This window comes from Pseudomonas sp. 910_23 (genome assembly GCF_052850795.1).
The window spans coordinates 1-14255 of record NZ_VXCZ01000012.1 but is presented as its reverse complement, the minus strand read 5'-3'; the positions used below and the strand labels follow the sequence as shown (position 1 = coordinate 14255).

Sequence of the window (14255 nt, the reverse complement as noted above, 5' to 3'; positions counted from 1 at the left end):
TGATGAATAGTGTTGCGCAACCGCTCCAGAGCAACGCCCCGCTGATCAACCGTGACCGCCTGTGGCAATCGCTGATGGACCTGGCCCGACTCGGCGCCACGGCCAAGGGTGGCGTGTGTCGCCTGGCCCTCACCGATCTGGACCGCCAGGCCCGCGACCTGTTTGTGCAGTGGTGCGAAGCGGCTGGGTGCAGCGTCACTGTCGACGCCATCGGCAATATCTTTGCGCGTCGTGCCGGACGCAACCCCGCCCTGCCCCCGGTGATGACCGGCAGCCACATCGACACCCAACCCACCGGCGGCAAGTTCGACGGCTGCTACGGGGTGATGGCCGGGCTGGAAGTGATCCGTACCTTGAATGACTTGCAGATCCAGACCCAAGCGCCGATTGAAGTGGTGGTGTGGACCAACGAAGAAGGCTCGCGCTTCCCGCCATGCATGATGGGCTCCGGGGTGTTTGCCGGGAAGTTCGACTTGCAGGACACCCTCGACAAATGCGACGACCAGGGCCTGTCGGTAGGCGCCGAATTGCAGCGCATCGGCTATGCCGGTTCCCGTGCGGTTCTGGGCCATCCGGTCGGCGCCTACTTCGAAGCGCATATCGAGCAAGGCCCGGTACTGGAAGACCAGGCCACCACTATCGGCGTGGTCATGGGCTGCCTGGGCCAGAAATGGTTCGACCTGACCCTCACCGGCGTCGAAGCCCACGCCGGCCCCACACCGATGCACCTGCGCAAGGACGCCCTGGTCGGCGCCGCCGAGGTGGTCAGCGCGGTCAACCGTATCGCCCATCAACAACAGCCCCATGCCTGCGGCACCGTTGGTTGCCTGAGCCTGCACCCGGGTTCGCGCAATGTGATTCCCGGCCAGGTGCAGATGACCCTCGACCTGCGCCACCTGCATGCCGACAAGCTGCAAGCCATGGTCGATGAAGTACACGCAGTGATCGAAACCACGGCCGCCCGACACGGCTTGACCTTTGAACTGACACCCACTGCCGACTTCACGCCGCTGGACTTCAACCCGGCCTGCGTCAATGCCGTGCGCGATGGCGCGAGGGCCTTGGGCTTGAGCCATATGGACATCGTCAGCGGCGCCGGGCATGACGCGATCTTCGTCGCCGAACTGGGCCCGGCCGGGATGATCTTCGTGCCATGCGAAGGCGGCATCAGCCATAACGAAATCGAAAACGCCGCGCCGGATGATCTGGCGGCTGGCTGCGCGGTGTTGCTGCGGGCCATGGTGAATGCGGCCCAGGGGGGTGTGGCATGAGTGAGATTGGGCAAATGACAGCGGTGCAGCTGTTGCAACATTTTCGCGATAAGCGCTTATCACCCGTGGAAGTCGCCGAAGACGCATTGCTGCGCATCGAACGCTATAACCCGGTGGTGAACGCCTACTGCCACGTGGATCCGGAGGGCGCGCTGAACGCTGCACGGGCATCGGAACAGCGCTGGCTCAAGGGTGAGCCGTGCGGCGCCCTGGACGGTGTGCCTGCATCGATCAAAGACCTCACGCTGACCATCGGCATGCCCACCCGCAAGGGCTCGCGCACCACCTGTGCCGAAGGCCCGTGGGACATTGACGCGCCCTTCTCGGCCCTGATGCGCAAGGCCGGCGCGGTGTTGTTGGGCAAGACCACCACCCCCGAGTTCGGCTGGAAAGGCGTCACCGACAACCCGCTGTACGGTATCACCCGCAACCCGTGGGATACACGCACCACCGCGGGCGGCTCTTCGGGTGGCGCGGGCGCGGCGGCGGCGTTGAACCTGGGCGTGTTGCACCAGGGCAGCGATGCGGGCGGTTCGATTCGCATCCCGTGTGCGTTCACCGGTACGTTTGGGATCAAGCCGACCTTTGGCTATGTGCCGCAATGGCCGGCCAGCTCCATGACCCTCCTGTCGCATCTGGGCCCCATGACCCGCACCGTGGAAGACAGCGTGCTGATGCTACAGACCGTGGCACAAATGGATGCGCGCGATGGCCTGATCGGAGCGCCAAGGACCACCCCTTGGCTTACGCCGGGTGCAGATTTGAAAGGCTTGCGTGTCGCCTATAGCCCAACGTTCGGCTATGTGGATGTGGATCCGCAGGTCGCCAAGGTCATCGCACAGGCGGTTGAGGGCCTGGTGCAATTGGGCGCCCATGTCGAACAGATCGATCCGGGTTTCAGCGACCCGCTTGAGGTGTTCAGCACCCTGTGGGCTGCCGGCGCCGCGCGCCTGACCGGGGCGATGAGCGATGCGCAAAAGCAACTACTGGACCCGGGGCTGCTGCGTATTGCCCAACAGGGTGGACGGTTGAGCCTGGATGATTTCACCGCGGCCCTCGAAGCCCGGGCGGCGCTGGTGGCCAGGATGGCCGCGTTCCATGAGCACTACCACGTACTGGTATCGCCGATGATGCCAATCACCGCGTTTGAAGCCGGGCACAACGTACCGCCGGGCTCGGGGCTCGATGAATGGATGCAGTGGACGCCGTTCACCTACCCGTTCAACCTGACCCAGCAGCCAGCCGCGTCGGTGCCCTGCGGGTTGGCGGCAAATGGGCTACCGGTTGGCTTGCAGGTGGTGGGCGCAAGGTTTGCCGATGATCGGGTGCTGCAAGTGTGCCAACTCTATGCCAAGGCATTTCCCACCGAACATCGGGCAACCCCTCAGTAAAGTGATCAAGGCCTGGGGCATTTATGTACCGCTCCCCCAGGCCTGATCAGCGGTCAAATCCTCAAGGTCATAATCCCTAACCTTGAAGAGCACATGCACCTTGGACCCGATCAGATACAAAGATCTTTTGATCAACTTCACATACAACTTTTCCTATTACGCAAACAACCATACCGGCAACAGCGAGGGCGAGCACTTCGGCGATAAACCCATCACCTTCTATCGCCCCAGAGTTCCTCCAGAACTGGCCGAATATTCGATACTGGGTGATGTACTGGAGCCAAACTTCCAGGCCATCCAGGGCCTGAAGGTGGTGCCGGTGGTGGCCGACGCACAGGGCCCGACAGGTACCGCGCTCAAACCACCGATCGACTTTACCTGGGTGTGGGAGCTAAAAAGGCCCGAACTCACTATTTCCATCTGGCACCCAGTGGCACCGCCCGGCTACGTGAGTATGGGGTTGGTCTGCAGCAATTCGTTTCGCCCTCCGAATATCGCTGCGGTCAAATGTGTGCGTGAAGACTTGGTGATTCCAGCTCGGGTCGATGGGGAGGTCTGGAACGACAGGGGCACACACGCAGGCACAAACTTCTCCGCCTGGAAAATTGCGCCGCCTTCTCCCTTGCCGGCAGAAGTATTCTTCTGCACGGGAACCTCTATTGGTCATGACCAATATTCAATGCCTTCATCCGTTAACCGCGCCTTCGCCCTGCGCACGCACCTGCCCATCCAGGCCCCCCCCGCGCCCACGCACGCACCGGTACTGTCAGGTTATGCCCGGCCATCGGACTTTGAGCGTAATCACGCGACCTACACCACCGTACTGCCTTGGTTCGTCATCTCTGACCCCCTATTGACGCCGGACCAGCAGTTCATTCAATCACCTCACTACCATTTGCAGAGAACCGAGCACTACGTGCTGGTGCGCCACGCTCACAACAACACAGGTGACGTTCAACGCTACAACTGGGCGATCCATTCCAGTGAATCAACCAGCAGCACGCAAACGAACTCCACAACCACGGGAGTAGAGCTAAGTGTAGAGACTGGCTTTACAGCGCTGTTTAAAATGACTGCAAAAAGCAACTTCAGCATCAGCCAGAGCAATGCAATCACCCAAGGCTGGACCACCTCAAAAACTTTCACCGTCTGGTGCACCCTGGGGCCCTATAAAGCCGTTGGCGTATTTTTGATCAGCTATGCCTACCGACTGCTGCGCACCGACGGCAGCGAAGTGGGTGAAGGCCTTACCCTGCAACCGAACAACAGCTTGTACTGGGCCGAGTACCCGCCTGCCCCTCGCTCTGTGACGATAGTCGAAACGCCAGAGCAGGAGGCCTCGTCCCTGCTGCATGAATGAATGCCAGCCGAGGGGATAATGACTCTACAATGAGCATCACTTTCTTCTGTGACGGCCCCATGGACATCGAACTGGCACGCACATTCCTGGAAATCACCCGCTGCGGCAGCCTCGCCGCAGCGGCGGAAAAACTGCACGTCACCCAGACCGCCATCACCGCCCGGGTGAAGAACCTGGAGAGCCAGTTGGGCAGCACGCTGTTTATCCGCAACCGTGCCGGTGCGCGCCTGACTGCCGATGGCGAAGCCTTTGTGGTGTATGCCAACCAGCTGCTGCAAACCTGGGAAGCGGCGCGCCGTGACCTGCCGCTACCCGATGGTTACCGCAATGTGCTGCATATCGGCGGTGAAGTCAGCCTGTGCAACCCGCTGATGCTTGGCTGGTCCCAGGCACTGCGCAAACATATCCCCGGGCACGCCCTGCGCACCGAAATCCGCGAGGGTGAATACCTGTTGCGCCAGTTGGAACTGGGGGTGCTCGACGCTGCCTTGGTGTTCCAGCCGCAATACTGGCCAGGCTTGCAGGTGGAACAAGTGCTGGAGGAGAAATTGATCCTTGTGCAGTTGGCGAGCCAACCTGAGCCGTATGTGTATATCGACTGGGGCCAGGGTTTTCGCCAGCAACATGACGCCGCCCTGCCCGACCGCGCACGCGCAGCCGTGAGTTTCAACCTGGGGCCGCTGGCGTTGCAGTACATCCTGGAAAACGGCGGCGCCGGATACTTCCGCACGCGGGTGGTGCAAAGCTACCTGGACAGCGGGGTGATGCAGCGTGTGCCAAAGGCGCCGGAATTCAGCTTCCCCACCTACCTGGTGTATTCACGGGCACGGGATTCGGCGGTGTTGCAACAGGCTTTGACGCTGCTGCGCGAAGTGGTCAAGGCCGAAAGTGACTGGTCGCAACGCTGGGACCCACTGATTTGAAACACCGGATGCTGCGGCGCATGCTAGCCTGCGGATGTGTCCTTTTGCAGCCTTATCGATGAACAAGAAAAAGTCAGTCACCATCAGCGACATCGCCAAACGGGTCGGCATGACCACCATCACGGTGTCCCGGGCGCTGAGCAAACCCGACCTGGTAAAACCCGCCACCCTGGCGCGCATCCTCGAAGTGGCACGGGAGCTCGACTACGTGCCCAACGCCTTTGCACGCGGGCTCAAGCGCAGTGAAAGCCTGATCATCGGGGTGATTACCGCGTCGGTCGACAACCCGTTCTACAGCGAGATGATCAAGGCGATTTCCCGCGAGGCGAAAAAGCACGGCTACACCATCATGCTGGTGGACACAGATGAGCTGGAGGAACTGGAGAGCAAAGCCGTGGATACCCTGCTGGGCTATCGCGTGGCGGGGATCATCCTGTCACCGGTCTCCGATGAGCCGAGCTACCAGCCTGACTACCTGGAGCGCCTGGGTAACGGCAAGACCCCCGTGGTGCTGCTTGATCGCACCCTCCACGACAGCCCTTTCAGCCGCGTGGTGCTGGACAATTACCACAGCGGCCTGCAGGCGGCGCACTACCTGCTACGGCAAACCCCGAACCTCAAGCGCCTGTTGGTACTGACCGGCCCTGAGCATTCGCGCATCACCGTGGAGCGTCTCAAGGGGTTGCGCGAAGTGCTGGCCGAACACCCGCACATTCAGGTCCAGGTGCAGGCCGGCGACTACACCTTGATGCCGGCGTACTTGCACACCCTCGACTACCTCGCCGAACATTCGGCGCCGGACGCGATCATGGGTTTTAACCAGTTGATCACCCTCGGCGCCCTGCGCGCACTGCGCATGCACAACATCCCCCATGACAGCCTGACCATCTGCGGCATCGACCGCCTGCCCTTCGCCGATATCTTCGGCGTGCCGATCGCCTGCGTGGCCCACGACGCGTCACTGGCTGGCAGCAGCGCGGTACGCCTGCTGCTCGATCGGCTTGAAGACCCTTACAAGCCACGGGACAAGGTCGTCATCGCCGGGCAATTGGAAAACGGCTAACGGCTGGTATAGCCGCCGTCGATAGGCAAGCTAACACCACTGATCATGCTGGCTGCGTCGCTCAGCAGGAACAGCACCGGCAACGCCACTTCCGCCGGTTGCGCAAAACGCCCCAAGGGGATCGCCGCCAGCGCCGGGTCGCGCTTGGCCGGGTCGGACCAGGCCATGGTTGCCATCGGCGTCAAGGTCACCGTAGGGTTGACGCCATTGACGCGGATACCAAAACGGCCCCACTCAGCGCACTGCACACGGGTGATCGCATCCAGCGCAGCCTTGGAGGCGCAGTAACCAAGATGGTCATCCAGCGCCACCAACGACGCCTGACTTGAGACGTTGACGATACTGCCGGCGACGTTCGCCGCGATCATCTTTGCCGCGACACGACTGGCCACCTGGGCCGCGGCGCGAGCGTTGACGTTCATTACCTGGTCGAAAGCCTCGGCGCTGATCGCAGCGGCGGGCTCCAGGCGCGAGATGCCGGCGCAGTTGACCAGGCCGTGCAGGGGCGGCAGCGCTTGCAGCGCTTTATCGAGGGCAGTACTGTCGGCCATGTCCACACACAAAGAGTGGCAGCCCAGTGCAGCCAAGGCTTGGGCGTCGCGACCAAGGGCAAAGACTTCGGCGCCGCTGTTGATCAGCTGCCGGGCGATTTCGCGACCGATACCACTGCTGGCGCCAGTGACGAGGATGCGCTGGTGGGTGAAGTTGAAGACTGCGTTCATAGATAAAATCTCAAGAACAATGAAGATCCACTGTGGGAGGGAGCAAGCCCCCTCCCACATTTTTAACCGTGTTGAGTCAGGTAGCTTGCAGGTTGTGCATGATCGGTTTCAGGGCCGGATACAGCTTCAGGTACTCGGTAAACGCCCGGTCATAGGCCATGACATTCTCGCGCTTGGGCTGCGCCCGTTGCTCCAGTTGCACCCAGCCTGTGTCCATCGCCTCATCACTGACCAACCCCACCGTATGCGCCGCCAGCAACGCCGCGCCCAGAGCCGCTTCAACTTCCTGGACAATGGTGTAGACGGGGTAGCGGGTGACGTCCGCGATAATCTGCATCCACAAATCCGAATGGCTCGCCCCACCCACCACGATCAGGCGCGGGTCCAGGGAGTGGGCGCCCTGGGTGCCTGCCTCGATATTGTGGCGCAGGGCAAAACTCACACCCTCCAGCACCGCGCGGTACAGGTGAATGCGGCTGTGATACAGGTTCAGCCCGACAAAACTGCCGCTGGCGCGGTCGTCCCATACCGGGCTGCGCTCGCCCATCAGGTACGGCAGGAACACCACGCCTTCACTGCCCGCCGGGATCTTCCTGGCACTCTGCTCCAGCAGCACCAGGCTGTCTTGCCCGGTTGCCTGGGCCTGCTGCTCTTCGGCCTGGCAGAACTGCTCGCGAAACCAGCTGACCGACGCTCCGGCGGTGATCGCACCGCCGAAGATGTACAGGTCGCGGTGGCCGTTGTAGACGTGGGGCATGCTCACCAGGCCGTGGTGCGCATCCACCTGCTGGTTGAGGTAACCCCAGCACATGCTGGTGCCGATCATCGCCACATGATTACCCGGCTGGGTGACGCCTGCGGCCAGAGTGGCCATGGCCGCGTCCACGCCACCGGCCAGGATGGGCGTGCCCGCCTGCAAGCCCAGGCGAGTGGCCCAGTCTGCGAGCAAACCACCCACCACCTCACCGGAATACACCAAGCGCTCGGGCATCATCGACCGCGCGATACCCAGCGCATCCAGCATCTCGCCTGACCAGTTGCGCGCCGCCACATCGTAGACACCGCCGATATTGCCGGCGCTGCTGTGGTCCACCGCCAACTCGCCGGTCAGGCACCAGTTGATGTAGCTGTTGGGCGGCAGCAAGTAGCGAGTGTTCGCCCACACTTGCGGTTGATGCTGCTTGAGCCAGAGCATTTTGGTGAACCCGTAGTAGCTGTCCACCGAGTTACCAGTGACCGCGAACAGCCGCTCCAGATCCACATGCTCACGCACCCACTCGACCTGCTCGCCAGCGCGGCGGTCCATCCAGATCAGGCACGGGTGCAAAGGTGTCATCTGCGCATCCACGGCAATCCCCGAGCCGCCGTACAGGCTGCTGATGCACAGCGCCTTGACCTGCCCCGCCGGCACGCCAGCCTTGGCCATGCACTGGGCAACGCAGGCTTGCACAGCGTCCAGCCACACCTGCGGCCATTGCTCGGCCCAGCGCACTTTGGGGGTATCCACGCGATAGCCCTGGCTGTGCTGGGCAATGATCGTGCCTTGGGCATCCACCAGCAGCGCCTTGGTGCTCTGGGTGCCGATGTCGACACCCATGACGTAGTTCATGTTGTTACTCATCGGCGGGCAGCACCGGTTTCAACAGCACCTTGATCGACTTGGTCGAGTTCGCCAGTTCGAACGCTTCGGCCCAGTCGTCCAGCGGGAAATCGTGGGTGACGATGCCTTTGGACGTGACCAGGCCACGTTCGAACAGGTCGATGGCAATCGGGTAGCAATACGGCCCCAGGTGCGCGCCGCGTACGTCGAGTTCCTTGCGGTCGCCGATGATCGACCAGTCCACGCTGGTCTCGGCGCCAAACACGCTGAACTCCACAAATCGCCCAAGCTTGCGGATCAGGTCCAGGCCCTGGGTGACGCCGGCCGGTACCCCCGTGGTCTCGATGTAGACATCGCAACCATAGTTGTCGGTGAGACCATTGATGATCTCGCGGGCGTTGTCACGGGCGGGATTGATCACCACATCGGCGCCGAATTGCTTGGCCAGTTCCAGGCGCGCGTCGACCATGTCGATCACCACCAGCTTTTTCGGGGTTTTCAACGCGGCGACCTGGACCATGCACAGGCCAAGGGTGCCCGCACCGGCAATCACCACCACGTCATCGAGCTGGATGTCGCCGCGGTTCACGGTGTGGATCGAGCAGGCCATGGGCTCCACCAGGGCCGAGTCTTCCAGGGACACCGCCTCAGGGATCTTGTGCACGATGGCAGTCTTGGGAATACGCATGTACTGGGCCATACCGCCTTCGGCCACTTCACGCTGGAAGCCGAAAATGTTGTGCACTTCGCACATCCAGTATTTGCCCGACTTGCAGAAACGGCACTTGCCGCACGGCACGATCTGTTCGGCGATGACCTTGTCACCGACCTTGACCTCGAAGTGTTCCTCGGCGCCCTCGCCCGCCTCCACCACGTAGCCGAAAAATTCATGCCCCGGCACCACCGGCGCCTTGACCCAGGGGTTGTCACCGCCCCAGAACATCGCAGCGCCGGAGTGGCACTTGCAGTCACTGGCGCAGATGCCGCAGGCAGCGATGCGGATCACCAGTTCATTGGCGCGGGCCTGGGGTTTGCCGATGCGTTCCAGGCGGTAGTCTTTCGGGCCGTGGCAGACGACGGCTTGCATGTGGGTGTGCTTGTCCATGGTGTTGGGTCCTGTGTGATGAGGTATTTATCGATGGCGCTGACGGCTGATAAAGATCGCCAGCAAAATGATCCCGCCCTTGATCACGCTCTGCACGTAAGGCGATACGCCAAGCATGTTCAAGCCGTTGTTCAACACGCCCAGCAGCATGGCGCCGAGCAAGGTGCCGACGATCACCCCGCGCCCGCCGGCGATCGATGCACCGCCGAGTACCACGGCGGCAATCGCATCAAGCTCGAACGACACACCGGCATTGGGCTGGCCGCTCATCAAGCGCGAGGTGAGCACCAGCCCGGCTATCGCCGCGGTCAGGCCACTGATGCCGTACACCAGCAGCTTGAAGCGCGCCGCACGCACCCCGGACAAACGCACCGCTTCTTCATTGCCGCCGATGGCGTAGATGTAGCGGCCGATACGCGTGTGTTGCAGCAGCACATAGGCGGCCAGGTAAGTGAGCACCATGATCAGGATCGGCACCTGCATACCGAACACGCTGCCGCGCCCGAAAAAGGCGAACCACTCCGGCAGCCCGGAAATCGGGTAGCCGTCGGTGTACATCAGCCCGAACCCACGGGCGATGCCCATGGTCGCCAGCGTGACGATGATCGGTGGCATGTGCAGGTAAGCCACGAACAGCCCATTGCCGATGCCGAACGCCACGCCTACCAGCAACCCGGCGCCAATCGCCAGGCCGGGCGGCACGCCGGCCACCATCAAACCGGCCGTGAGCGTGCCGGATAACGCCATCACCGGCCCCACCGACAAGTCGATGCCACCGGTAAGAATCACGCAGGTCATGCCCACCGCGATGATCGCGTTGATCGATACCTGGCGAGCGATATTGGAAAGGTTGCTGGCGGTGAGGAAGGTGTCGCTGGCAAGGATCATCACCAGGGTCACCACCACCAGCCCGACGAAGGGATAGAACGCCGGCGAGCGCAGCAGCCGTGCCACATTCAGGCGCAAGCGGCCGGTGTTTGCGGTGTTAATGGACGTATTCACTTGAGCCCCCTGTTGCATGGCGCATGACCTCTTGAGGATTGACGGCGGACGCTTCCAGGACCTTGACGATCGCGCCCTTGTGGAACACGGCGACGCGGTCGCACATGCCGATGACTTCGGGCAATTCGGAGGAAATCATGATGATTGCGTAGCCCTGTTCGGTGAGGCTGCGCATCAGCGCGTAGATCTGCGCCTTGGCGCCGACGTCGATGCCGCGGGTGGGCTCGTCGAACACCAGCACCTCGCAGTGGTGGTTGATCCAGCGCGCGATCACGACTTTTTGCTGATTGCCGCCGCTGAGGTTAAGCACGCGACTTTCGCCGCTGGGCGCCTTGATCGACAGCTGGCGCATCAGCGCTTCGACGCTGGCGCACTCCTTGGCCTTGTCGATCAGGCCCGAGGCGTTCTGATATTTGGGCAGGTTGTTCAGGGAGATGTTTTCGCGAATGCTGAAATCGGTGATCAGCCCTTCGCTCTTGCGACTTTCCGGCAGCAGGCCGATGCCGTGCGCCAAGGCTTGGGCCGGGTCGTCAAGGCTGATTTTTTCGCCGCGCAGCCACACCTCTTTGCTCACCGACGGCAGCGCCCCCATCATGCCCAGGGCCAATTCGGTACGGCCCGACCCCACCAGCCCGGCAAAGCCCAGGATTTCGCCCTTGTGCAGTTGGAAGCTGTTGTGTGGGCCATTGCGCACCAGCTGGATGTCTTTGACCTCCAGCAACAGCGGCCCGCGTTCGGCACTGGGCTTGGGCGGGAAACTGCACTCCAGGCGGCGCCCCACCATCATCTCCACCAGGCGGTCGATATCGCTGTCGGCCACGTCGGTGACGCCCACATTGCCGCCGTCGCGCAGCACGCTGATGCGGTCACAGACCTGGAAAATCTCTTCCAGGTGATGCGAGATAAAAATCACCGCCACGCCCTGGCGCTTGAGTTCACGCATGATCTCGAACAGCAGCTCGGCTTCGCTGGGCGTCAGCGTCGCGGTGGGTTCATCGAGTACCAGCAGGCGTGCGTCCAGGGCCAGGGCCTTGGCGATCTCGACGAACTGCTGCTCGGCCACGCTCAGGTGCTTGACCGCGCAATGCAGGTCGATACTCACCCCCAAACGCTGAAACAACGCCTGCGCCGCCTCGGTCATTTCACGTTTGCGCAACAGGCCGAAGCGGTTGCTCAACTCATGGCCGAGGAAGATGTTTTCCACCGCCGTGAGGTAGGGAATCAGGCTGAACTCCTGGAACACGATGCCGATACCGGCGGCGATGGCATCGCGGTAAGTGGCGAACTGCTGCGCCTGGCCGTCGATGAGGATCTGCCCTTCGTCCTGATGCTCGACGCCGCCGAGGATCTTCATCAGGGTGGATTTGCCCGCGCCATTTTCCCCCAGCAAGGCATGGATTTCGCCACGCTCCACTTGCAGGTTGATGGACTTGAGGGCCTGTACCCCCGGGTAACGCTTACAGATGTTTTCCAGCTTCAGAAGACTGCTCATACCGCCGACCTCGCGCTCAGAAGGAAGACCTGGGCCCCACGGTTTGCGTGGGGCCTGGGGATTTACCAGCTGAAGTCCCTGGCCTTGGCCTGGTCGATCAAGGTGATGTCCACCGGCACGCTGGCCGGGACTTGAGAGCCCCACTTTTTGGCCAGGGCAATGCCCAGGGCGAGGCGGATCTGGTCGCGGGGGTACTGGGCCGAGGTGGCGATGAAATGGCTGCCGGGTTTCTGGATCGCCTTGATCGCTTCCGGCGCACCGTCGACGCTCACCAGTTTCACGTCCATGCCGCTGGCTTCGATGGCCGAGAGCGCACCGAGGGAGCCGTTGTCATTCACGCTGAAAATACCCTTGAGGGTCGGCTGGGCCTGCAGCATGTTTTCGGTCACGGTCAGCGCCTGGTCACGCTCCTGCTTGCCGTTCTGGATGCTGACGATCTTGATGTCCGGGTGCTTGGCCACCGCCTCTTTGCAACCGCGCACACGTTCGAGAATCGGCACCACGGCGATGCCGTCGAGGATGGCGATATTGCCTTTGCCACCGATGGTCTTCGCCAGGTATTCACACGCCTGGAAGCCCGCGTCGAAGTTCTTCGAGCCCACGAACGAATCCAGCGGGCCGTCCGCCTGGGCATCCACAGCCACCACCACGACGCCTGCGGCGTGGGCCGACTTGACGGCGGACTGCACGCCGACCGAATCGGTAGGGTTGATCAGCAGGATATCGATGCCTTTTTGCAGCATGTCTTCGACGTCACTGACCTGCTTGGACACGTCGTGGCGGGCGTCGGTGATGATCAGCTTGGCACCGATGGTCGCGCCGGCTTCTTCCAGAGCGTTTTTCATAGTGACGAAATAGGGGTTGTTGATTTCCTGGAAGGAGGCGCCGATACGAATGGGCGCGGGCGGTGTGGCGGCAAAGGCCTGAGTACCGAAGGTAATGCCGACAGCCAGTAAACACAGGGTTTTTGGGAGCATTTTCATGGCGTGAGTCTCTGTTTTGTTTTTATTGTTAGAGCAAATGTTATCGTTAACATTTTGCCAGAAGCTAACAATTAAACAGAGGTGACGCAAGCCCCCGTTGGTCGCTTGAAGCGTTGCAGTAGATTTGGTCAGCCAAGGGCAAGCTTGATTTTGTAACGGCCTTGGCACCCACCCACCCGTCTGGATGGGTCGTGCTCGATGAACATGTGGGAGGGGCAAGTCGAATCGTTGCACCGCCCCTTCCATATTTGATCTCCCGAAGGCTTGAATCAACGTTGTTTCATGCGGTCGATAACAACGGCCAAAAGCAGGATCGAACCGCGAATCACGTACTGGTAAAACGTGTCGATGTTCTTCAGGTTCATCGCATTCTCAATGATCGCCAGGATCAGCACCCCGGCAATCACATGGCGAATCATGCCGATGCCGCCACTCAGGGATACGCCGCCCAGCACACAAGCCGAAATCACTGTGAGCTCGAAGCCTTGGCCGATCATCGGCTGGCCCGAGGTCATGCGTGACGCCAGGATCACACCAGCCAGGGCGCCGATCAGGCCGTGCACGGCGAAAATCAATATCTTGGTGCGATCAACGTTCACCCCCGCCAACAACGCCGCTTCCGGGTTGCCGCCGATGGCCATGGTGTTGCGCCCGTAAGTGGTGTAGTTGAGCAGCCAACCAAAGAACAGAAAACACACGATGGTGATCAGGATCGGCACCGGCACACCGAACAACTGGCCGTTGCCGAACACAAAGAACTGTTCCTGCGACACACCCACCGCTTTGCCGTCGGCGAAGATGTACGCCAGGCCGCGCACGATCTGCATGGTCGCCAGGGTGGTGATCAAGGCATTGACGCGCAGCTTGGCGATCACGATGCCGTTGATCAGCCCCACCATCAGGCCCATCAACAATGCAGCGCCGATGCCCAGCATCACGCTGTCGGTATCGCGCATCACAATCGCCGCCACCACACCGGCACAAGCGATCACCGAGCCCACCGACAAGTCGAAGTGCCCCGACGCCAGGCAGAACAGCATGGTGCACGCAGCGATGCCCACGGTGGATATCGCCAGGCCCAGCCCGCGCATATTCAGCGGCGAGAGGAAGTTATCGATCAGCAGCGCGCACAGCACGAAGATGCCCACCGCCGCCAACAGCATCGCCCAGTTGTCGAGCAATGCGCGCATATCGAGGGGTTTGCGTGCCGAAGGCAGCGCGTTGTTTTGAATGGTCATGGTCTTCTCTCAGTTCGCCAGGCCGCGCGGCAAGGCCAGCTGCAGCAGGTTGGATTCAGTCGCGTGCTCGCGCAGTTGTTCGCCGCGCATGGCGCCTTCGCACAG

At 61.7% G+C, this 14255-nt stretch carries 12 protein-coding genes; 5 read left to right on the top strand and 7 right to left on the bottom strand.

The window, feature by feature from the left end; translation table 11 throughout:
- Positions 1–2: 2 nt before the first annotated feature.
- From FW800_RS15830 to FW800_RS15810, 5 genes are all read left to right on the top strand, one after another.
- Positions 3–1271, top strand: coding sequence for a Zn-dependent hydrolase (locus FW800_RS15830; RefSeq protein WP_446437942.1), 1269 nt, complete (start codon positions 3–5; stop codon positions 1269–1271).
- Complete coding sequence (locus tag FW800_RS15825) at positions 1268–2662, top strand: amidase (protein ID WP_446437941.1); 1395 nt, start codon at positions 1268–1270, stop codon at positions 2660–2662. Before FW800_RS15830 ends, FW800_RS15825 begins: the two co-directional genes overlap by 4 nt.
- Positions 2663–2762: 100 nt before the next feature.
- Positions 2763–4022, top strand: a complete 1260-nt coding sequence (locus tag FW800_RS15820; protein ID WP_446437940.1) for a Vps62-related protein — start codon at positions 2763–2765, stop codon at positions 4020–4022.
- Positions 4023–4081: 59 nt separating this feature from the next.
- Positions 4082–4945, top strand: coding sequence for a LysR family transcriptional regulator (locus FW800_RS15815; protein WP_446438000.1), 864 nt, complete (start codon positions 4082–4084; stop codon positions 4943–4945).
- A 58-nt stretch (positions 4946–5003) separates the two neighbouring features.
- The gene (locus FW800_RS15810; protein ID WP_446437939.1) at positions 5004–6008 is read left to right on the top strand and encodes a LacI family DNA-binding transcriptional regulator; all 1005 of its coding nucleotides are present in this window, start codon (positions 5004–5006) and stop codon (positions 6006–6008) included.
- Here the strand turns inward: FW800_RS15810 and FW800_RS15805 are convergent.
- The 7 genes from FW800_RS15805 to araH all read right to left on the bottom strand — a co-directional run bounded on the left by FW800_RS15805 (position 6005) and on the right by araH (position 14150).
- On the bottom strand, positions 6005–6730 hold the full coding sequence (locus FW800_RS15805; RefSeq protein ID WP_446437938.1) for an SDR family oxidoreductase: 726 nt from the start codon (positions 6728–6730) through the stop codon (positions 6005–6007). The genes FW800_RS15810 and FW800_RS15805 overlap by 4 nt on opposite strands.
- A 76-nt stretch (positions 6731–6806) precedes the next feature.
- Positions 6807–8339 (bottom strand): FGGY-family carbohydrate kinase, encoded by a 1533-nt coding sequence (locus FW800_RS15800; RefSeq protein WP_446437937.1) that lies wholly within the window; start codon positions 8337–8339, stop codon positions 6807–6809.
- Between the two features lie 4 nt (positions 8340–8343).
- Positions 8344–9435, bottom strand: a complete 1092-nt coding sequence (locus FW800_RS15795; RefSeq protein WP_446437936.1) for an alcohol dehydrogenase catalytic domain-containing protein — start codon at positions 9433–9435, stop codon at positions 8344–8346.
- A gap of 27 nt (positions 9436–9462) precedes the next feature.
- Positions 9463–10455, bottom strand: a complete 993-nt coding sequence (locus FW800_RS15790; RefSeq protein WP_446437935.1) for an ABC transporter permease — start codon at positions 10453–10455, stop codon at positions 9463–9465.
- Complete coding sequence (locus FW800_RS15785) at positions 10421–11929, bottom strand: sugar ABC transporter ATP-binding protein (protein ID WP_320403506.1); 1509 nt, start codon at positions 11927–11929, stop codon at positions 10421–10423. The genes FW800_RS15790 and FW800_RS15785 overlap by 35 nt, the downstream gene beginning before the upstream one ends.
- Positions 11930–11991: 62 nt before the next feature.
- On the bottom strand, positions 11992–12912 hold the full coding sequence (locus FW800_RS15780) for a substrate-binding domain-containing protein (protein WP_194440501.1): 921 nt from the start codon (positions 12910–12912) through the stop codon (positions 11992–11994).
- Positions 12913–13181: 269 nt separating this feature from the next.
- Positions 13182–14150: an L-arabinose ABC transporter permease AraH gene (gene araH, locus FW800_RS15775; RefSeq protein ID WP_005787495.1), complete on the bottom strand. Its 969-nt coding sequence runs from the start codon at positions 14148–14150 to the stop codon at positions 13182–13184.
- Positions 14151–14255: the final 105 nt, after the last annotated feature.

Bases quoted from the DNA above. Each gene is read 5' to 3' on its own strand.
- FW800_RS15830 (WP_446437942.1), top strand. From the start codon at position 3: ATGAATAGTGTTGCGCAACCGCTCCAGAGCAACGCCCCGCTGATCAAC.
- FW800_RS15825 (WP_446437941.1), top strand. From the start codon at position 1,268: ATGAGTGAGATTGGGCAAATGACAGCGGTGCAGCTGTTGCAACATTTT.
- FW800_RS15815 (WP_446438000.1), top strand. From the start codon at position 4,082: ATGGACATCGAACTGGCACGCACATTCCTGGAAATCACCCGCTGCGGC.
- FW800_RS15810 (WP_446437939.1), top strand. From the start codon at position 5,004: ATGAACAAGAAAAAGTCAGTCACCATCAGCGACATCGCCAAACGGGTC.
- FW800_RS15805 (WP_446437938.1), bottom strand. From the start codon at position 6,730: ATGAACGCAGTCTTCAACTTCACCCACCAGCGCATCCTCGTCACTGGC.
- FW800_RS15800 (WP_446437937.1), bottom strand. From the start codon at position 8,339: ATGAACTACGTCATGGGTGTCGACATCGGCACCCAGAGCACCAAGGCG.
- FW800_RS15795 (WP_446437936.1), bottom strand. From the start codon at position 9,435: ATGGACAAGCACACCCACATGCAAGCCGTCGTCTGCCACGGCCCGAAA.
- FW800_RS15790 (WP_446437935.1), bottom strand. From the start codon at position 10,455: ATGCAACAGGGGGCTCAAGTGAATACGTCCATTAACACCGCAAACACC.
- FW800_RS15785 (WP_320403506.1), bottom strand. From the start codon at position 11,929: ATGAGCAGTCTTCTGAAGCTGGAAAACATCTGTAAGCGTTACCCGGGG.
- FW800_RS15780 (WP_194440501.1), bottom strand. From the start codon at position 12,912: ATGAAAATGCTCCCAAAAACCCTGTGTTTACTGGCTGTCGGCATTACC.
- araH (WP_005787495.1), bottom strand. From the start codon at position 14,150: ATGACCATTCAAAACAACGCGCTGCCTTCGGCACGCAAACCCCTCGAT.